20 protein-coding genes are annotated in these 21,169 nt (G+C 30.9%); 2 read left to right on the plus strand and 18 right to left on the minus strand.

What is annotated here, in order from left to right:
* Positions 1-100: 100 nt before the first annotated feature.
* Positions 101-1,462: a phenylacetate--CoA ligase family protein gene (locus ACFQ0I_RS03030; RefSeq protein WP_379939216.1), complete on the plus strand. Its 1,362-nt coding sequence runs from the start codon at positions 101-103 to the stop codon at positions 1,460-1,462.
* On the opposite strand, the gene ACFQ0I_RS03035 is transcribed toward ACFQ0I_RS03030, so the two are convergent.
* The 7 genes from ACFQ0I_RS03035 to ACFQ0I_RS03065 are packed head-to-tail and all read right to left on the minus strand — an operon-like array spanning position 1,455 to position 8,818.
* Entirely contained in the window at positions 1,455-2,225 is a 771-nt protein-coding gene (locus tag ACFQ0I_RS03035; protein ID WP_379939217.1) for a glycosyltransferase family 2 protein, read from the minus strand. The genes ACFQ0I_RS03030 and ACFQ0I_RS03035 overlap by 8 nt on opposite strands.
* Before the next feature lie 9 nt (positions 2,226-2,234).
* On the minus strand, positions 2,235-3,587 hold the full coding sequence (locus tag ACFQ0I_RS03040; RefSeq protein WP_379939218.1) for an undecaprenyl-phosphate glucose phosphotransferase: 1,353 nt from the start codon (positions 3,585-3,587) through the stop codon (positions 2,235-2,237).
* A gap of 1 nt (position 3,588) precedes the next feature.
* Positions 3,589-4,575, minus strand: a complete 987-nt coding sequence (locus ACFQ0I_RS03045; protein WP_379939220.1) for a UDP-glucuronic acid decarboxylase family protein — start codon at positions 4,573-4,575, stop codon at positions 3,589-3,591.
* On the minus strand, positions 4,572-5,885 hold the full coding sequence (locus tag ACFQ0I_RS03050) for a UDP-glucose dehydrogenase family protein (protein ID WP_379939222.1): 1,314 nt from the start codon (positions 5,883-5,885) through the stop codon (positions 4,572-4,574). Before ACFQ0I_RS03050 ends, ACFQ0I_RS03045 begins: the two co-directional genes overlap by 4 nt.
* A 3-nt stretch (positions 5,886-5,888) precedes the next feature.
* Complete coding sequence (locus ACFQ0I_RS03055; protein ID WP_379939224.1) at positions 5,889-6,788, minus strand: GDP-mannose 4,6-dehydratase; 900 nt, start codon at positions 6,786-6,788, stop codon at positions 5,889-5,891.
* Positions 6,772-7,806: a GDP-mannose 4,6-dehydratase gene (gene gmd / locus ACFQ0I_RS03060; RefSeq protein ID WP_379939225.1), complete on the minus strand. Its 1,035-nt coding sequence runs from the start codon at positions 7,804-7,806 to the stop codon at positions 6,772-6,774. Before gmd ends, ACFQ0I_RS03055 begins: the two co-directional genes overlap by 17 nt.
* A gap of 16 nt (positions 7,807-7,822) precedes the next feature.
* Positions 7,823-8,818 (minus strand): NAD-dependent epimerase/dehydratase family protein, encoded by a 996-nt coding sequence (locus ACFQ0I_RS03065; RefSeq protein ID WP_379939226.1) that lies wholly within the window; start codon positions 8,816-8,818, stop codon positions 7,823-7,825.
* Between the two features lie 46 nt (positions 8,819-8,864).
* Between ACFQ0I_RS03065 and ACFQ0I_RS03070 the strand changes: the two genes are divergently transcribed.
* Positions 8,865-9,941 carry a glycosyltransferase gene (locus ACFQ0I_RS03070; protein ID WP_379939227.1) on the plus strand — a complete coding sequence of 359 codons (1,077 nt, stop codon included), beginning with the start codon at positions 8,865-8,867 and terminating at the stop codon, positions 9,939-9,941.
* Here ACFQ0I_RS03070 and ACFQ0I_RS03075 read toward each other — a convergent pair.
* The 11 genes from ACFQ0I_RS03075 to ACFQ0I_RS03125 form a co-directional block, all read right to left on the minus strand.
* The gene (locus ACFQ0I_RS03075) at positions 9,922-11,199 is read right to left on the minus strand and encodes an O-antigen ligase family protein (RefSeq protein ID WP_379939229.1); all 1,278 of its coding nucleotides are present in this window, start codon (positions 11,197-11,199) and stop codon (positions 9,922-9,924) included. The genes ACFQ0I_RS03070 and ACFQ0I_RS03075 overlap by 20 nt on opposite strands.
* A complete protein-coding gene (locus ACFQ0I_RS03080; protein WP_379939230.1) occupies positions 11,174-12,235 on the minus strand; it encodes a hypothetical protein in 1,062 nt (353 codons plus the stop codon). Before ACFQ0I_RS03080 ends, ACFQ0I_RS03075 begins: the two co-directional genes overlap by 26 nt.
* Positions 12,236-12,267: 32 nt before the next feature.
* Positions 12,268-13,317: a glycosyltransferase family 4 protein gene (locus tag ACFQ0I_RS03085; protein ID WP_379939232.1), complete on the minus strand. Its 1,050-nt coding sequence runs from the start codon at positions 13,315-13,317 to the stop codon at positions 12,268-12,270.
* 15 nt (positions 13,318-13,332) lie between these two features.
* Positions 13,333-14,538, minus strand: a complete 1,206-nt coding sequence (locus ACFQ0I_RS03090) for an MATE family efflux transporter (protein ID WP_379939948.1) — start codon at positions 14,536-14,538, stop codon at positions 13,333-13,335.
* Positions 14,539-14,641: 103 nt separating this feature from the next.
* A complete protein-coding gene (rfbD, locus tag ACFQ0I_RS03095; RefSeq protein WP_379939233.1) occupies positions 14,642-15,469 on the minus strand; it encodes a dTDP-4-dehydrorhamnose reductase in 828 nt (275 codons plus the stop codon).
* 7 nt (positions 15,470-15,476) lie between these two features.
* A complete protein-coding gene (rfbC, locus tag ACFQ0I_RS03100; protein WP_379939235.1) occupies positions 15,477-16,022 on the minus strand; it encodes a dTDP-4-dehydrorhamnose 3,5-epimerase in 546 nt (181 codons plus the stop codon).
* A 1-nt stretch (position 16,023) separates the two neighbouring features.
* On the minus strand, positions 16,024-16,881 hold the full coding sequence (gene rfbA / locus ACFQ0I_RS03105) for a glucose-1-phosphate thymidylyltransferase RfbA (protein WP_379939237.1): 858 nt from the start codon (positions 16,879-16,881) through the stop codon (positions 16,024-16,026).
* 46 nt (positions 16,882-16,927) lie between these two features.
* Positions 16,928-17,281, minus strand: a complete 354-nt coding sequence (locus tag ACFQ0I_RS03110) for a four helix bundle protein (protein ID WP_379939239.1) — start codon at positions 17,279-17,281, stop codon at positions 16,928-16,930.
* 49 nt (positions 17,282-17,330) lie between these two features.
* Complete coding sequence (gene rfbB, locus ACFQ0I_RS03115; protein WP_379939241.1) at positions 17,331-18,374, minus strand: dTDP-glucose 4,6-dehydratase; 1,044 nt, start codon at positions 18,372-18,374, stop codon at positions 17,331-17,333.
* Positions 18,371-19,423 (minus strand): hypothetical protein, encoded by a 1,053-nt coding sequence (locus ACFQ0I_RS03120; RefSeq protein ID WP_379939243.1) that lies wholly within the window; start codon positions 19,421-19,423, stop codon positions 18,371-18,373. Before ACFQ0I_RS03120 ends, rfbB begins: the two co-directional genes overlap by 4 nt.
* A gap of 13 nt (positions 19,424-19,436) precedes the next feature.
* Complete coding sequence (locus ACFQ0I_RS03125; RefSeq protein ID WP_379939245.1) at positions 19,437-21,125, minus strand: DUF6909 family protein; 1,689 nt, start codon at positions 21,123-21,125, stop codon at positions 19,437-19,439.
* Positions 21,126-21,169 lie beyond the last annotated feature (44 nt).

Consider the following 21,169-nt stretch of genomic DNA (forward strand, 5'->3'; position numbering starts at 1 on the left):
TGTATTGTTTTTTTAAATTCCCATTTTTATGAGAATGACAAATTAATGTTTTTTAATGCAGAGCATTAAAACTGATTTTTCGAGTACAAAAATAAAATTAATGACACGAATTCAAGAATATTTTTTATTTACTTTACAAAAATTATGTGTTCGTTTGAATTTGTTCAATATATCTTTAAAAATTAATGGCTTTTCTATAAAAAAGGCTAAAACTGTATTGGAAAGCATTCAGAAGAAAAATGATTCTGAATTAAGTGCCAATATTGAAGCTAAAAAACAAGACATAGTTGCCTATCATTTAACGCACAACCCTTTCTATAAAACCTTTGCAAAAGGAGCTAATCCGAAAGATTGGAATAGTATTCCGGTTATGACAAAACGCTATTTACAACAACCTTTAATCCATCGTCTTTCTGATGGATTTACTGCAAAGAATGTTTATATAAATAAAACCTCTGGTTCTTCTGGCGACCCCTTTATTTTTGCCAAAGATAAATTCTGCCATGCACTAACTTGGGCGGGTTTTATAGATAGATATAGTTGGTTTCATTTAGATTTTAACACGTCCAAACAAGCCCGGTTTTATGGTATTCCATTAAACAAAATGGCCTATTACAAAGAGCGTCTCAAAGATTTTTTAAGTAATCGTTATCGGTGTTCGGTGTTCGACTTAAGCGATACTCAACTGGAAAAGAACCTCAACAAGTTTAAAACTACAAAGTTTGAATATATTAATGGTTATACAAGTTCCATTGTTCAATTTGCTAAGTATTTACAACGGAACAACATTGTTTTAAATACTATTTGTCCGACTTTAAAAGCATGCATCGTGACTTCTGAAATGCTTTTTGAAGAAGATAAAATACTTTTAGAAACACAATTTGGTATTCCGGTTATAAACGAATATGGTGCTGCGGAATTGGGGTTGATAGCCTTCCAAAACACAAAAAACGAATGGATTGTAAACACCGAAGATTTATATGTTGAAATTTTAGATGATAACAACCATATTTTACCTTATGGTGAAGAAGGTCGCGTGGTTATTACATCACTTTACAACAAAGCGCATCCGTTTATTCGATACGATTTAGGCGATATTGGAAAACTTTCAAAAGCAAGTACACTAGGTAAACCTATATTGGAAAGCTTAGTTGGCAGAACAAACGATATTGTCCAGTTACCTAGCGGAAAAAAAGCAGCAGGTTTAACGTTTTACTACGTTACAAAAACCGTGATTGAAGATGATGGTAATGTTAAAGAATTTATTATTGAACAGCTAAAACTTGATATGTTTAAGATTAGTTATGCAAGCAATCATGAATTATCTGAAGAAAAAATAATTCATATTAAAAATGCTATTACCAAATATTTAGAGTCGAATTTAACGGTTCTTTTTGAAAGAAAAGCTTCTTTAGAGCGCTCTGCGAGAGGCAAATTAAAACAGTTTAGGTCTTTTATGTAGAAACTATTTGCTTTGATTTTACAAAGAAATGCTCATTTAAAAAAATCAGCATATATCCGATTGATTTTAAAGTTGAAAATCCCAATCCTTTTTTATAAACCCAGTAGTTGTGCTTTAATAGGTTAATTTTGTTGGAAGACATAGAATCTTTTCTAACCCGATAATACGCCAAAGATTCTGCAATACCTTTAGCTGGTTTTCTGGACTTTTTTATAGCAGACAACCAAAGTAACCAGTCTTGACGTTTCCGTAAATTTGGAGCCGTTATTTTACCTAAATTTTTAGCGTTATAGATTCCCGTTAAATTACCAATGTAGTTGCTTTTTAAATATTTTTGATAGGTAAGATCTGGCAATGCTATTATTAATTTATTAAGAGGCTTTCCTGATTCATTTATTTGCTCGTAGCTGCTAAAACAGACATCGCAATTATTGCTTTGCATAAACGCTATCTGCGTTTCGAGCTTATTCGGTTTCCATAAATCATCCGCATCTAAAAAAGCTATATAGTCGCCCTGTGCGGATTCAATACCTCTGTTTCTTGACAATGCTGCCCCTTGATTTAATGCGTTCTTAAAAAGCTTTATTTTACTGTTTTCAATGATAAATTTATTAGCAAGCTCTAGTGTTCTATCCGTAGAACCATCGTCTATTAGCAATAATTCCCAATTTTGGTACGTTTGATTTACAACGCTGTTTATAGTTTCTGAAATAAATGCTTCAGAATTAAACATGGGTGTTATTATAGAAACTAATGGTTTCAAATTAAAAAATTAATACGCTTTTTCTTCGCCTTTTACTGCATTAATAAAGGTTTGAACGATAATTTTTAAATCTAACCATAACGACCAGTTTTCAATATAAAAGATGTCGAACTTCACACGATTAATAATGTCTTTATCCTTTTCCACTTCGCCTCTATAGCCACTTACTTGAGCGAGCCCCGTGATGCCTGGTTTTACAAAATGACGCACCATAAATTTATCTATTCTTTGAGCGTACATATTGGTATGGCTCACCATATGTGGTCTAGGACCCACGACCGACATGTCTCCAAAAAGAACATTAAAAAACTGTGGGAATTCGTCGATACTCGTTTGACGAAGAATCGCTCCAACTTTTGTGATCCTTAGATCTCCTTTGGTAGCTTGATGTAAATGGGCCTCTTTATTTGGAGTCATCGATCTAAATTTATAGCAATCAAATTCTTGATAATTAAATCCGTTTCTCGATTGTTTAAAAAACACGGGGCCTTTAGACTCTAGTTTAATTAAAATTGCTAAAATTGGGGTTAACCAAGACAACACAAAAATAATTATAAACAAAGCAAAAAGAATATCGAATAGCCGTTTAAGAAATTTGTTGGCTGTATCCTGCAGTGGAATAGCCCTTAAAGATAAAATAGGAATATAATCGTAATACTCATATTTTAGTTTTTTAGAATAAATATCCTTATTATCAGGAATAAATTTAAGTTCTCTTAAATTATTATCAGCAAAATCGATTAAACTGTTTATTTGTTTATTTGATAACTCTGATACAGAAAAATAAATTTCATCTATGTTATGTTCTATTACATAATCGAAACACTTTTCTAATGAAAAACCTTCGTCATTAACGCTAAACTGTTTTTCAAAATTATAACCAAAATCTAACCTTGTTTGAAATGTTTTTACTAACTGCCTTGTTTTCTCATTATTCCCAATAACTATAACATTTCTAATGTTGCCTTTTAGAACTGATCTATATTTTTTTAATAAAAATGTAGTAAAAAATTTAAAAAAGCAAATAATTATAAATGTAAATATTAAATAATTACCTAATGCTAACCTGCTGATTATAGGTTGTTTAAAAAACCCAATAAATGCGTATAATATAATAGCAAAAAATATCATTTGCCTAAATAGCAATGGGATGATTTGAGTTAGTCGTGTATGTCTTTGAATTTCATAAAAATGATTTTTTACTGCGATAATTATCCAAGCAACCGATATGTAAATGCAAAAAATGTATGGGTTATTCAAATTTATTTCAAACAAAAAAATAGCCATATTAATAATGACCAAATCAATAAAAGCGAATAAAGGCTTTATTAAACCCGAGTATCTTCCTTGTTTGTAATTCAATTTATTTTTTTATGTGCTTTGTAAAATCTTTGTGTTCGCTTTTGTAAAGTTCTTCATCGGTTAAACTTTTAAAATAATCGTAGGTTATTTTCATCCCTTCTGCACGGTTCACTTTTGGCTCCCAACCTAGTAATTTCTTGGCCAAAGTTATGTCTGGTTGACGTTGCATAGGGTCGTTTACTGGCAAATCTTTATAAATAACTTTTTGAGTAGTACCGGTTAACTTTATAATCTCTTCAGCAAAATCTTTAATTGTTATTTCATGTGGATTTCCAATATTTACTGGCTCTACATAATCGCTTAACAATAGTCTATAAATTCCTTCAATCTGATCATCTACATAACAAAATGAACGTGTTTGCGACCCATCTCCAAAAACCGTTAAGTCTTCACCTCTAAGTGCTTGCCCCATAAACGCTGGAATAACACGACCATCATTAAGGCGCATTCTCGGTCCGTAAGTATTAAATATACGAACTATACGCGTTTCTACACCGTGAAACCTATGATATGCCATGGTTATGGATTCTTGGAAACGTTTCGCTTCATCATAAACGCCACGAGGCCCAATGGTATTTACATTACCATAATAGTCTTCGGTTTGTGGATGTACTAAAGGATCTCCATAAACCTCGGAAGTAGAAGCAATAAGCATTCTAGCATTTTTATCTTTTGCTAACCCTAATAAGTTATGTGTTCCTAAAGAACCTACTTTTAAAGTCTGAATTGGAATTTTTAAATAGTCTATAGGGCTTGCAGGTGATGCAAAATGTAATATGTAATCTAAGTCTCCATCTATCTTTACAAATTCGGACACATCGTGATTAATAAATTCAAAATTCTCATTGTTTGATAAATGAGCAATATTTTTTTTATCACCAGTAATAAAATTATCCATCCCGATAACTTTATATCCTTCTTTAAGAAACCGATCACACAAATGTGATCCTAAAAATCCTGCGGCGCCAGTAATTAATACTTTTTTCATTGTTTTATTGTTTTTCTTCCTATTGAACTATAATAAAATCCTTCTTTCTCTATTTCTTCGAGATCATACAAATTACGTCCATCAAAAATAACTGGTTGCTTTAAATTAGATTTTAATTTTTCGAAATCCGGCGTTCTAAAAAGACTCCATTCTGTACAAATAATTAAAGCATCGGCATTTATTGTTGCTTCAACTTTGTTTAATGCATATGATATTTTATCTCCAAATTTTCTTTTTACGTTTGGCATGGCTTCTGGATCAAAAACCTGCACATTCGCACCTTTACTTAATAATGATTCAATTATATATAAAGCCGGTGCTTCTCGAATATCATCTGTTTCGGGTTTAAATGCCAAGCCCCAAATCGCAAAAGTTTTACCAGATATATCATTATTAAAATAAGATTCAATTCGTGGAATCAATATTTTCTTTTGAATATCGTTTACTTTTATTACCGCATTTAATATGTCAAAATCATAACCAGAATCTTTGCCCGATTTGTACAATGCTTTTACGTCTTTTGGGAAACACGAACCGCCGTAGCCAATCCCAGGAAATAAAAATCGCTTTCCTATTCTAGAATCGGTTCCCATACCTGCTCTTACTTTATCGACATCAGCACCTACTTTTTCACAAAAATTAGCGATTTCGTTCATAAACGTAATTTTTGTTGCCAAAAATGAATTCGCGGCGTATTTAGTAAGTTCGGCAGATTTTTCGTCCATAATTATAACTGGATTCCCGGATCTAACAAACGGCTTATACAGTTTTTCCATCAACTCAATTGCCTTTTCAGAACTGGATCCAATAACGATACGCTCAGGTTTTAAAAAATCGTCTACAGCAAAACCTTCTCTCAAAAACTCTGGGTTTGACACAACATCGAATTCTACATCTGTCTCACTAGAAATTGCTTTTGTTACTCGTTCGGCTGTTCCAACAGGCACTGTACTTTTATCGACAATGACTTTATATTTTTTTAGCAACTTCCCTATGTCTGAAGCACATCCTAAGACATACGATAAATCTGCAGAACCATCCTCATCTTCGGGAGTTGGAAGCGCCAGAAATATAATATCTCCATGCTCGATCCCCTCTTCTAACAACGTAGAAAAACGCAATCTATTTGCCTTTATATTTCTGTGAAATAGGACATCTAAATGAGGTTCATAAATAGGCACTTCGCCTTTTTGCATTTTTTCAACCTTACTCTTGTCAATGTCGATGCACAATACCTCATTTCCTGTTTCTGCTAAACAAGTGCCTGTTACTAACCCAACATAACCTGTTCCTATTACTGATATTTTCATATGTTACTTTTCTTTTAGCATTTCTTCTAAAGTGCGCTCAATTCCATAATCTTCTGTAAAATCACCTATCATTCCATGTAATTTATCAACAGATCCTTTTAAAATCTTTACTTCGTTTTTTCTAACAAACTCCGGATTAACTTTTACTTGTATTCTGTAACCTGCAATTAGACTTATTTTATCTAATATATTATTAATACTCAATTCGTTTCCTGTACAAACGTTTACAACTTCCGATTTATAATCAGAAAATAATAACTCGATGTAACATTTAATCACATAATCAACATTATTAAATTCTCTGAATACATCGATATTTCCAAGTTCAATTATATCCTTTTTTTGCTTATAATGGGATATTATTTTTGGAATTAAAAAATGGCCTTCTTGCCCCAATCCCGTATAATTAAAAGGTCTTGTTATAATTATATTTTGGTTAATAAAATATGATTTAAGCATGTTTTCCATTACCAGTTTACTATTTCCATAATGATTTACTGGCGCGGGACACATTTGCTCGTTTAGTTCCCCCTCTATATTTCCATAAATGGCAGCACTACTAGCAATGAGAATCTTTTTTGGTTTATAATCTAATCTTTCTATAGCATTGATTAAATTAATTGTCCCGAAAATATTCACATTGTACATGTTTTGTTGATTTTTGGAAGCTACAAAAGATATTGCTGCCAGATGTACAACATATGTTGGTTTTATTTGGTTTAGAATTTCAAATAACTGATTTTCATCTAAAATATCGCAACAAAAATGGTTTTTATTTAAAGAATTCCCTAAAACCGTACCAAAAACATTGTAATTGTTTTTAACTAAATAAGCTTCTAAATGCTTACCTGTAAAACCATTGATGCCAGTGATGAAAATCTTTTCTTTAGAATGTAGCTCCATTTTTATTTCTTTCAATGTCTTTTTTAACCATCATGTCACACAGTTCTTTAAGTGTTGTTTTTGGCTTCCAATTTAAAATGTTATTAGCTTTTGTGGCATCTCCAATTAACAAATCGACTTCTGCTGGACGATAAAACTTAGGGTTTACCTTAATTAGCGTCTTACCTGTTTTAGTATTAATTCCAATTTCGTTTTCTTCTTTTCCTTTCCATTCAATATCTACATTGATTGCTTGAAATGCTAAAGACACAAAATCTCTTACAGTTTGTGTTTTGTTTGTAGCCAAAACAAAAGTTCCGGGTTCATCTATTTGGAGCATTCTGTACATGCCATCTACATATTCTTTAGCATATCCCCAATCTCTTTTGGCATCCATATTACCAAGTTCTAAAACATCTTGTTTACCGAGACTAAATTTGGCTACTGCATCAGTTATTTTTCTAGTAACAAATTCTTTTCCTCGCAAGGGCGATTCGTGATTAAATAATATACCACTAGTAGCAAATATTCCATAAGATTCTTGATAATTTAGTGTTGCCCAATGTGCAAATACTTTTGCTACACCATATGGGCTTCTAGGATGAAAAGGTGTTTCTTCATTTTGAGGAATAGCATGAACTTTTCCAAACATTTCGGATGTTGACGCTTGGTAAAATTTTATTTTAGGATTTATGGTTCGAATGGCTTCTAATAAATTCAGCGCGCCAACGCCTGTTATTTGTGCTGTTGCTAAAGGTTGTGTAAATGATACCCCCACAAAACTTTGAGCAGCTAAGTTATAAATTTCATTAGGCTCTATTTCAGAAATAATTCTATAGGCACTTGATAAATCAATTAAATCGTATTCTAATAATGTTAAATTGGGGTGTTGATCTATTCCCAATTCTTCAATTCTCCAGAAATTGGTAGAACTTGTTCTTCTATAGGTGCCGTATACTTGATATCCTTTATCTAACAATAGTTGTGCTAAATAGGCAGCATCTTGGCCTGTAATGCCCGTTATAATTGCTTTTTTCATTTTGTTTTTTAAAAAATTATTGAAAATCTTCATTTTTAACACTTCTCCAATGTTTTAAAGCTTTTTTAAAATCATATTTGAAATTAAAATCATTATCAATTAAATATTGGGGCCTAATATTAGTTGGAAATCCTGCTTTTTTTACTCTTACAGGATGTATGTCCGACTTTTTGCCCATCAGCCTAGAACCTTTTTCAACAAAAAAAGCTATGAATGCCAACGTTTTGACCGAAAGCGTTATAGTTGGTTTATTATAACCTAATTCTTCCTTAATGATTTTAACCATATCTTTTAAGGGAACTACAGGATTTTCTGCATAGTTGTAAATAATGAGTCTATCCATTTTTTGAATTGTAAACAGCATGCTTTCCACTAAGCCATATACATACCCATATCCTTTTATAATATTACCCCCATTAGGTAAAATAAATGTCCCTTTTTGTAGGGCTTTTATCATACGATAAACATTTCCAGGGTCTTTAGGTCCAAATATAACACTGGGACGAACAATTATTAATCTTCTGCTTTTGTCCTCTGCCAACCATTCTTGATGTATTTTTTCTGCGAACCCTTTAGAAATTCCATATGCCGTTTCGGGATATAGTGGAGAGTTTTCTGTTCTAATATCCAAAGATCTTCCATAGGGCGCTATACTGCTGGTAAAAAAAAGATTTTTAATTCCTGAGTTTCTTGCAAATTCATTGATATTTTCAGCACCACGTACATTAGTGTCAAAATATTCTTGGTAGGCATGCCCAGGCTCTCTGTGGATGGCTGCAAAATTGAATATCCAAGACTTTTCTTTGTCAAATTCTAAATCTAAACTTTGGATTTTGTTTCTCACATCGGTTTGAAAAAACGAAATTTTAGCCTCTTGTATTTGTTCATCAAAATTAAGTAAAGGTTTAATATCGAAAACTATATATTTATCGAACATGGATTTATCAAGACACATTTCAATCAAAAACCTCGCTATATAGCCCGAGCCACCAAAAATAATTGCACTTTTCATATTAATTAACCATCTTTGGACAAAAATAGGATAATTTTTATATTATATGAAAAAAACAAAGGTTCTTCATGTTTCAGAGACTTTCGTGGCTGGAGTATATACTTACATAAAAGGGGTTTGCAATTTTTCAAATCAATTTGAAGACATTGAAACATTTGTCATATTTAGTGATAAAAGAGAGTACTCAAACCGTAATGAATTTGATAAAGATTTTCCTTCTAAAGTTAATCTCATAGAAATAGATTTAAATAAAGAGATTTCTCCTACAGAAGATTTTAAAGGTGTGCGGAGGATTTATAAGGAAATAAAAAAAATCAAACCTGATGTAATTCACCTCCACTCATCTAAATCTAGCATTCTTGGTAGAATAGCATCGATTGCCCACCCCCAGGCCAGAATTTATTACACCCCCCATGGTTACGCTTTCATTCGAGAAGATATTTCAAGTTTAAAAAAGAACGTTTTTAAATTTATTGAAAAAGGAATAGTAAAAATTTTTCATGGAGTAACTATTGCCTGCGGCGATATGGAATATGAAATTGCCAAACAATTCAGCCATGCTGAACTGGTACGTAACGGAGTAGATGTGCCCCAAATAAAAAAGTATTATAAACCACATGAAAATTTAAGATTAAAAGTTGGCATTGTTGGTAGAATTACTGAAGCTAGAAATCCTGTTTTTTTTAATCAAATAGCTCTAAAATTTCCAGATTTTGATTTCGTTTGGATAGGAGATGGGACTTTAAGGGATAAAATTACAGCTGGTAATATTAAAATTACAGGATGGTTAACTAGTAATGAAGATGTTTACAGGGAACTTAATAAAATTGATGTTTATTTGCAAACTTCTTTATGGGAAGGCTTACCAATGGCAATATTAGAAGCTATGGCATTAAAAATACCTGTTATTGCCACTAATGTAATTGGTAACAAGGATATTGTGGTGCAAGATGAAACGGGTTTTCTTTTTGAAAAAATTGAAGAACTGGATGCGTATTTTTCTATTTTAAAAATTAAGGAAAATAGAACTAGAATGGGTGAACAAGGCTTAAAGCGCTGCGAAAATTCATTTGATACTAATAAAAACTTGTATAAATTAATTTCTATTTATCGGAATCAGTGAATTTATTCCAATAACAAACAAATAATGAACTCCATAATCCGCTAAAAACAATTCCGTCAAACCTTATCAAAAAATCATCAACAAAATTGGTTAAGAAAAAAATAAGGAAAAAAATAATTATAATTGAATTTTTAGTGGTAAAACCTAAGTATCCTAAAGTAAACATATATAAAAATGACACCAATAATCCTAGTATTCCAAATTTTATAGTAAAATCTAGATATTGATTATGTACGGGATATCTATACTTAAATAAAAATTTTTGATTTGTTTTTTCATAATAATCAAATAAAACTTGTTTACCGTTTGATGATCCTACCCCAAATAATAGATGTTTTTTTGATAACTCTAAAGCTGATTTCCATATAGATAAACGCGTAACTAATGAATTTGAAACTTTCGCTTCTGGATTTTCAAGAGAATCTAAATCCCCTATCTTATCAATATGGGCCAATGTAACTACAGCATATTTTTCTTTCATATAAGGGTTTTTTTGTATATAAAAATACATAATCCCCGCGGAAATAAAAGCACAAGTAATAAACAATAAAATAACTTTTTGAATATTATATCTCTTCATAATATCATATATAAAAATAACCACTACACCTAATATAACATTCAACAGAGCTAACCTCGTATTAACAAATAACACGAAAAAGAAACTTAGTAGAACGAAAAAAATATTTAAAAAAACAGCCTTTTTGTTTTTTAATGCTTCAAATACAAACCAAAAACTGCAACATGTAATGAATGCCAAATGCATATTTAAAGCCGGACCATGCATTCCAAAACTGTTAGCGAACTCATAGCCTACCTCCCATAATTCCATTCCTTTAAGATATACATCGAAAAATTTTGGCGAAATAACCATAAAACGAATGAATAAGAACAAAACCAATAATACCGATACATATACGTAAGTACGTAGTACCATCTGAAAATTTATTCTATCCTTGTTTCCTATGATACAAATGGGTAATAACAATAACGATACAGTTTTTTCTGCCGATTTAAGGCCCGCAATTAAAGAATCATTATTCCAAAAAAATAAAAGTTCAAGCAAAAAAGGAGATGCTATGCATAAAACTAAAATTGAAGTTTTTTTTGTAAAATAGAGCTTTTTATAAAAGAGTGTGCAAAACAGTACAAATATTATCATTATCGAAGTGCAAAAAACTCTGAAAAAAAGAGTGGAAGCAATTAATATAATAAATAGGTTCAGTATTTCATTAAATTTTTTTTCTGAAAGAATCATAATATAATGCGAAATAAATTAAAGGAAAAACGCCCATTTTATGACGAATAGCTGAACCTAAATCGGGCTCAAAAATTCCTTGTGATATAAAAAAGGAAAAAAGAATGTAAAATATCCATAAATCATAATTGTTTTTGATCCCTTTAGCCAAGCATTTATCATAGCGTATAAATAAAATTATAAACAATAATAATTGCCAAAATACAAATACAATTATTTGGGGTGACATTATGTGTTTTAAACCGTTTACGGGCAAGTTAACAGATATAAAGCCATATACGATCCCAAAAGATTCTCCATACCAAGTATCTGTAGGAATAGGGGATATAATTGCGGAATTTGTTGCATCCCGTCCTGCCCTAAATTCATTTATAAATTCTCTTGTTTCGTATGATAAAAATGTTCCTTTTATAATACCATAACTTAAAGACATTATAATAGCTATAAAAAGGCCATAAAAAAAAGTAACTAGTCTTTTATTCTTAAAGTTAACCCGAGACACCGCATAAAAAACAACACTAATAACAGCAACCAATATGTAATATTGCCTAAAGAAATATCCAAAAAAAAGTAATAGACCAAGAATATAAACCACGGTCTTTTTGGAAAATTGCTCTCTTTTTTTTATGATAAATATGATTAACGCCATATATAAAAAGGTAATGAACTCTTTACTTGGCATCGATATAAATATGGCAGTCATTATAAAAGCAAGATATACCAATATATTTTTTATGGTTAACTTATTAAAAGTATCAGGAACCCCTATTTTGTATAATAAAGTTACAATTATTAGGTATTGTAAAACACCTATCAAAGAAAAATGCCAATATTTTAAACCTGTTACGTTATAGAACCAAATGGTAAAAGGGAAGCTTCCTTTTAAACCAATTTCATTATACGGGTCGTTGATTATATTTACAGTATCATAAAAAAATCTCTCAGGTAATATGTAAAAGCCAATTGCTGAAACAATGACACCAAATAATGCCACTAAATAAAATGCTAAAACAGATTTTTTAATGTTAAGAACCATTATTAATATTAACGCTAAATAAATAAATTAAGTTAACTTAGTAGAATGTGTTCTATTTGTTTAGCTATTACCGACCAAGAAAGATCATTCTTTTTTTCTGTCAACTTATTCTTTATGTTATTATACTTCTCTGGGTTTTTGAAAACTTCCTTTATTGTTAAAGCTAAATCTTCTTTATTTGGTTCGCACCAAAAACTTTCATCTTCTGCTAGCTGTTCTGAAAACCCTCCCACCTTAGTGCAAATCATCGGAAGTTCTGCATAAACACCTAAAGTTATAACTGCTGATTGGGTTGCCTCTGTATAGGGCAAAATCAAAACATTTGCCCAGCTTAATAATGCTCCTATTTCCTCTTCGCTTAAATATTTGTCCTTAATTTCAATTTTCTCATGCTTCAAGTAGTCTATAGTATATAAGCTTTTCCCTGCTATAATTAATCTATCGAATTCATTAGGTATATCAAAAACACTATCCATAAGCATTTCCACTCCTTTATATTTATCAATTCTTCCTAAAAAAAGTAGGTTCTTAGAATCTCTATTTCTTTTTTTTATATTAATAAAATCATTTTCAATAATGGGCAAAGGGACTATGTGACTCGGTTTGATAATTTTATATCTTTCTTCTACCAGTCTTTTGACATATTGTGTTAAATAAATTAAACAATTTGAATGACGCATTCTATAATTTGTAAGAAATTGCATAATAAAATTTCTCTCACCTGTATGCAAAACACCATCATGAACCGTAAAAACAACTTTTCTTCCTAATAACTTAAACAAAAGAATGAATGGGATATCCCAAAGATGTTGGTAGGGCAAATAGAGTATATCATAATTTTTATATAATTGAGGTATAAGACTTAAAAACTTTATTGGAAAAAACAATAATGTGTTTAGAATAAATGATTTTTTGTCTTTATAAGTACTAATCTCAATAGCATTCTTAACCTTGTTTTTTAAAATTCTATCTCTAGATATGATAACGTCATAATCAATATCTTTAAAATTAGAAATCATTTTTTCTGCATAAATATGCAGTATTCCTGTTCTACCTAAAGATAATACCAATGTTTTTTTCATTTTAACTTTAGTTTACTACCTAATAAAAATTTTAACCTTATCCTTTTTGTAAATTATTAAACATGAAATAAAATTCCAAAGAAACAAACTAACACTAAATGCAATTGCAGCTCCTGTCATGCCATATTTTGGAATTAATAATCTATTTAATAAAAAATTAATAAGCACAGAGAATAAAAGAATATTTTGAAATATTTTTTGCTTTCCTGTCATATTCAAGTATACTCCTACGGACCCGAATAAAGTACAAATACCTTGTGTAAAAATCATGATTAATAATGCAGTATTGGATGCAATATAATTATTGCCAAATAGTGCCAAAATTTCTTTAGAAAAAACCAAAATGAATAACACTAAAGGTAATGAAAGAATAAAAATAAGCCTAGAACTGTGTTTTAGCAGAGAATTCAATTCTTCTATTTTTTGGCTGTTAAATAATTCGGATATTTTAGAAGAAACGTTAATATTGATAGTATTGATAATAATTGACAAGATCATCATTAGTTTTACTGCAACACTGTAATAAGCTACTGTAGCATCATTCTTGAATTTTTTCAAAAACATAATATCAAAACTCATTAGCAAGAAAATAGCCATACTACTAATTGCAATAGGATAAGATCTTGAAATTACTTCTCGTAAAAGTATAGTTTCTGAAACCAAATCGTTATTTATTTTTTTAAAAATAAGATAAACTATGAATGTTGATAAAACGCCAGTGAATATAAATCCATATAAAAAAAATGACAACAAAAGATCTTCTCTATCTAAAATCAATAACATGATAGCTCCTAAAAGGGTTGGTAAATATTTTATGATATTCCTAAAAATTTCTGATAAAACTAGAAAATTTATTGCTCTAAAAACCTCTGTATTTAACAAAGTTAAGCAATAAAAAAACAACACAAATATGCCTTTTAATAATAGGTTGTAAACATTATTATCGTTAAAATAATTATTGAGGAAATCTTTGTCAATCAACAAGAAAGCAAAGTAAATGATAAATGATAACGATAGTATAATTTTTATCATTTTCCAGTATATAAGTTTTATCTCCTCCAGTGACTTATAGCTACGTAATCTGCCTGCAAAGTATAATATCGACTGATCGGTCCCCAAAAGTGTAAAACTCCCTATGACCAATAAAAATGATCTTATAAAATCATATTGTCCTACTATTTTGGCAGGGTAATTATTTGTTAAAAAAAAGTAAGCCCAAATAGAATAAAAACACCTAAAACTCTAAAAACAATTGTTTTAAAACTGTCTAAAACTAATTGAATTTGGAATATTTTTTTTAATCCTTGTTTCAAGTTTTGTTAAATTAAATTTTTAAAACCGAGTTTTTCGGTCGCTTTGCAAAAGTACGATAGTTATTAATTTTTACAAGATTTGTGTTAGCTAATAAATTGTTTTCGCTTAAAATCTGTTCTGCAAAATCGTACCATGTCATTGCTTTGCCATCACAGAAATGATAGATTCCAAACTTATTATTTTTATTTATAATTATTTGATATAAAAACCGAGCTAAATTAACCGTATTAGTTGGGCAGCCAATTTGTTCATCAGTTATAAAAAGTTCTTTTTCAACTTTAGCTTTAGCGAGTATAGATTTGTAAAAATTTTGGCCGTATTTTTTACTATACAGCCATGAGGTTCGGATAATAAAGTGTTTTTTTATAACGCTTTGAATGTACGATTCCCCTAATAGTTTGGATTTCCCATATTCGTTTATTGGGTTTGGTATGTCGCTTACCAAATAGGGTTCGCTTTTTTCTCCATCAAAAACATAATCCGTTGAAATATGTATTAATATTGTCTGGGTTTCTTTGCATACCTTAGCTAAGTATTTTACTCCTTCTGCGTTTACATTATAAGCTATCTCTGGTGTTTTTTCAGCTTGTTCTACATTAGTATATGCTGCGCAATTTATACAATAATCAAACTTATTTGCTTTAAAATACAAAAGGAGTTCGCCTTCATTTGTTATGTCTAAATTTTCCTTTGAAACAAAAGTGAACTCTAAATTAGCTTCATTTTTTGAATATAATTCTTCTATGGTTTTACCTAATTGACCACTAGCTCCTGTTACCAGTATGGTTACCGGTTGTTGGTTGTTGGTTGTTTGGGTCTTGTAAACTTTATTTTTCATGAAAAAATTAAAAATCTAGTTCTCTAAACTGCGGAAGTTTTAAATCTTTTTCTGAAATAATGAGCTGGTCTTCTGGAAAATCCCAATCTATATTTAAGGTTTTATCGTTAAAAATGATACCAGATTCAGATTCTTTATTATAAAAATTATCGCATTTATATGAAAATATACTTTTGTTTTCTAAGACCAAAAATCCATGAGCAAATCCTCGTGGGATATAGAGTTGCTTACGGTTTTTGTCGTCTAATATTATTGAAAAATGTTGTCCGAAAGTGGGCGATTTTTTTCTAATATCGACACAAACATCTAACACTTTACCTTTAATAACTTGCACTAATTTGGCTTGAGCGTATTCTCCTGTTTGAAAATGCAGCCCTCTTAACACATTTTTAGCGGACATAGACTGATTATCTTGTAAAAAATTAACGTTGATTCCAGTTTCTTGCTCAAAAACATTCTTATTAAAACTTTCGAAAAAATAACCTCTTTCGTCTTGAAAAATTTTGGGAGTAATTACAAAGCAGCCTTTTAAATGTGTTTCTTCAATTTTCATATTAATTTATTTGTTGAAGATATTCACCATAACCACTTTTTAATAAGAGTTCAGCCAATTTAAGTAGTTGATTTCTGTTTATATATCCCATATTAAATGCCGTTTCCTCTATACATCCAATTTTTTGTCCTTGTCGCTCTTCGATTACCTGAACAAATTGAGATGCCTGCATTAATGACGTAAATGTACCGGTATCTAACCAAGCTGTACCTTTATCTAAAATTTGAACTTTTAATTTGCCCAGCTTTAAATATGCCTTATTTACATCGGTTATTTCTAATTCGCCTCTATTACTAGGCTGTATGCTTTTTGCAATAGAAATCACAGAATTATCATAAAAATATATACCTGGAACAGCATAGTTTGATTTTGGTTTTTCTGGCTTTTCTTCTATAGAAATAGCATTGTTATCTTTATCAAATTCTACAACACCATAACGTTGCGGGTCTTGAACATGGTAAGCAAAAATAACACCACCATCTGGGTCAATTTTACACCTTAAGGTTTCATCTAAGCCTGAGCCATAAAATATATTATCACCTAAAATAAGAGCGACACTATCGTTTCCAATAAAGGATTCTCCTATTAAAAATGCTTCAGCTAATCCTTTGGGTTCTTCTTGAACAGCATATTCAAAAATACAACCGTAATCATTACCACTTCCTAATAGTTCTTTAAATCTTGGTGTATCTTTTGAAGTTGAGATAATGAGTATTTCCCTAATTCCAGCCGACATTAAAGTTGTTAGTGGATAATAGATCATGGGTTTATCATAAATAGGCATAAGTTGCTTACTTACTACTTTTGTAAGTGGATGTAATCGTGTACCAGAACCTCCTGCTAATATGATTCCTTTCATTTTCTTTTGTTAAAAGGTTATGTGGTTATACAGTTATGAGATTTGTTTACTTTAAACTTTTTATAAGGTTTGAGAGCATGTTTCTAATAAAATATATGCTCTTGTTTATTTCTTCTATATTGTCAACATAATTAAGTCTTTGAGAAATCTCCAACTGTGTTTCCACTTCTGACAGTGATCCCAAAGCTATATATAAAAATCGTGTAAACTCATTTTCTCCTTTCCTTCCAGCACCTTCAGCTATATTTGAAGGGATCGAAACAGCTGCTCTTCGAATTTGAGCAGTAAGTCCATAAACCTCATGCTTGGGGAAACCTTCTGAAACCTTGTAAATCTTAGTAACAAAAGTCATAGACTCCTGCCACACTTTTAAATCTTTATGAGATTTGATTTTATCCATTTAACATATTAACCATATAACTTTTATAACTTTATAACTTTATAACCACCTAGCTATATTGTTTTTCGTAATATAATTGATAGTCTCCAGAAGTCACATTTTGTAACCAATCGTCATTGTCTAAATACCAATCAATCGTTTTATTTAAGCCTTCCTCAAAAGTTACCGATGGTTTCCAGCCTAATTCCTTGTTTATTTTTGATGCATCAATAGCATACCTTAAATCGTGCCCTGGGCGGTCTTTTACATAAGTTATTAACTTCTCCGAAGATCCTTTTGGCCTTTTTAGCTTCTCATCCATTTGCAGACATAGTAATTTAACCAAATCGATATTTTTCCATTCGTTAAAGCCTCCAATATTATAGGTTTCGTGGTTTTCACCTTTATGAAACACCAAATCGATGGCAACGGCATGATCTTTTACGTACAACCAATCTCTGGTATAATTTCCATCGCCATACACAGGCAAAGGTTTATTATGAATTATGTTATTTATAAAAAGCGGAATTAATTTTTCTGGAAACTGATTTTGCCCATAATTGTTCGAACAATTGGTTATAACATATGGCATTCCATAAGTTTGGCCATAAGCTCGCACGAAATGATCTGAGCTTGCTTTGGATGCTGAATATGGTGAGTTAGGATCATAAGCCATTGTTTCTGTAAACAAACCCGTTTGCCCTAATGTTCCATAAACCTCGTCGGTACTAATATGATAAAACAATTTGTTTTCAAAATTATCTTTCCAAGTATTCTTAAAAGCATTTAAAAGAATCATGGTTCCAATAACGTTTGTTTTAACAAAAGCTAGTGGATCTTTTATCGATCTATCTACATGAGATTCCGCAGCTAGGTGGATTACACTATCAAATTTGTGCGCTTCGAATAATTCGTTTATAAATACCTCGTTGGTTATATCTCCTTTAATAAAGGTGTAATTTGGCTTGTTTTCGACGTCTTTTAGGTTTTCCAAATTACCTGCGTACGTAAGTAGGTCTAAGTTAAAAATATGGTAGTTTGAATACTTTTCAACAAACAATTTTACCACATGAGACCCAATAAAACCTGCACCGCCAGTAATTAAAACTTTCATGCCCGATTATTATAATTTTTAAGATACGTGTTAATTGATAGTAATGAGAAAAAAATCAACAACGATCCTATTAAAATAGATGGAACAAGGAATTTATAACTCTTTAAAACCCCCCTTTCTTGAACCCCCCTGTTCGGGAAATCTGAAATTACATTTAAAATACTAGATTTATTAGCCCGTTCTTCATTCAGTCTTACTAAACTTGCTTTTAACTCTTCCATTTTATTTATTAATGAAAGTTCTTTATTTTCTTTTACTCCATTTTCACCAAGACTAATATTAGTGCCTTGCATTTCTTTATCAGCCTCCTTTAGCATCACCTTTTTATACAACAATTGTAATGAGTCTATTTCGACGATTTGTTTTTTATAAAGACTGTCTTGAAGCTGGATGTTGATATCGCTAATGTTTTTTTGAAGGTTAAAATACTGGTTTTTGGATATCGAGTTGATGATTGATGGTTGAATCTTTTTTGCTATATTATTGTTTGTCGCTACAACAGACACAGTATGAAAACGCGCATCAAAAGAATTGAAATTCTCAAGATATGCTTTCATATTTATCGTTTTCTGAGTAGTTGTATCTAAACTGCGTATAAATTCATCAAATAATTTTACCTTTTGGTTCTCGTCTGAGTATGATTCCACCTCAAAAGATTTAATAGAAAGCGCCTCTTTTTTAGTAATATTTAAGGCTTCGGCTAAAGCAGAAGTGTCTTTAGCTTTTGCCAATTCATCATAAAAATTTATATTATTGTATAACTGCTGAACACTTTGGAAGTTTGGTTCTAAAACCATGGTAGAAATATATTTAGTTTCTTTAATCATGTCTAAATAAACTCCAATTGCCAAACCAATTACGCCTGCAATGGCAAATTTTATAAAGTGTTTCTGAATAAAAAGTAAAAAACTTATTATTAAACTAAATATACCTTTAAAAATACTCCCAATAAAATTGAAAAATCTGCTAAAAGCATTTCCTATTAATTTAAATAACTGACCTAAATCGACTTCTTCAGATGCTTGTGGTTGTGGCAATTCTTTACTCATTTTTATTGTGTGATTAGTTAAATATTTGTTCTATGATTTTTCTGGTAATTAAATAGGTTGGTTTTACACCTGTGGTTCCCAGACCTCCTGATGCTAAAGTGGCTCCGGTTTCTAAAGGGTTATCACTAGCGTAATACGCATATCTTACTTTGACATTAGGGCTAATACTTCCTCTTACTTTCGAGGCCGCTTGAATGGCCTTTTGATAATGGGCTCCTTCCATTTCTAACCCGATAACACTCCATGTGGAATTAAAAAAGAACTTTAAAATGTCTTTATTTTGTAACGAGGTTCCTAAAACGGTAATCATAGCACCTTCATACACATCAATGCCTTGACCTTCTAAATCTGCTTTTGAAAGTTCATTTTTAAAAGGATAATTATCTGCTGTACCTTCAAAAATATGAGCAGAAGGAATCATGATATCGCCTTTTCCACCTTCTAAAATTCCTGCTTTCCCCATTATTGATACAGAATCCACATTTAAAAGAATTTTTTTTCCTTTGGCTTTGTAGGGTTTTAACAACTCATCAATAGTTTCATAGGCTTGCTCACCAAAAGCATAATCCATAACAACTATTACCGGCTTTTCAGATTTTAACTTAGACTCATTAATCTGAATATCTAATTTTGAAACATCTAATTTACAAGTATCAAAAATTTGAACATCGATTTTAGTTCCGGAGCTGTCCTCAATATATATCATCCCGCTCTGTAACGCTTCTTTGGTTACTTTATTTCGTAAATCGTTATTCTCCTTCTTACTTAGCGACTCGTAAACACTATAAATATCTTTTTTTAATGTGTCTGTTTTTAAGGCTGATGGCGCATAAAGTGTATTCATAACACTATGCATGTTTGCGCTTATAATATGAATTGGTCTTTCTAATAAATTGTTTTTAAATAGAACATCTTTTATTTGATCTGCCCAAATTTCGCCATGTATATGATGCCCTAAACGCTCTCTTAAAACCGGACTAAATGTAACCGTACGTTTATTGTTATTAACCTGTTCTTCTATAGCTAATTTTCCTAACCAATACACAAGGTGAAGTAATCGTTCTGGTTGCGATGGAATTGCAAAATCTGAATAAACCGTTCTTAATTCGTTAAATGTACGTCCCAAAATATTAGCTGTATGTGTAATCGCAATTTCACGTTCTGTTTGTGTAAGCTTTCCTTTGGTTAATACAGCTGCTTCAAGCTTTTTCCAATCTCTGGTTGTCGACCCGCTTTCATCAATTAAAACACGATTACTAATTTTATGTGATTCTATAAAAAGAAAGGTAATATGTGTTAATATATCGTAGATTTCCGAACGTCCGCGAGTAATCTCGATATTCATTTGTTCCTCATCAATTCTATAGCAATTTCTACGTCTTTTTTCCGGAATTATCGCTTTAAAATGAGAGTTAGAATAGCCTTCGTCACTGGTTAAATTAATAAATGTACATTCTTCAATTCCAATAGGAAGTCTATCAATTACATATAGCAAGCCCTCTAATTCTGCCTTTTCTTCTCCAATAGAGCCATAAATTTCGGGTCTTAAAAGCAATAAAGATTGCCGAAGTGTTTCGCCAGAAATACCCATTGGTTTATAAAACCCTCTATTGAACAAGTGACGCATGGTAATATACATTCGTTCGATAGCATTCGAACTTTCTTGAGCACGTGTTCTTTCGTGATATTTTTTATTACTCATATTCAAATTTATATCGCCAAATATACTATTATTTGAGTTAATTC

This window comes from Mariniflexile aquimaris (assembly GCF_042676825.1).
GTDB lineage: Bacteria > Bacteroidota > Bacteroidia > Flavobacteriales > Flavobacteriaceae > Mariniflexile > Mariniflexile aquimaris.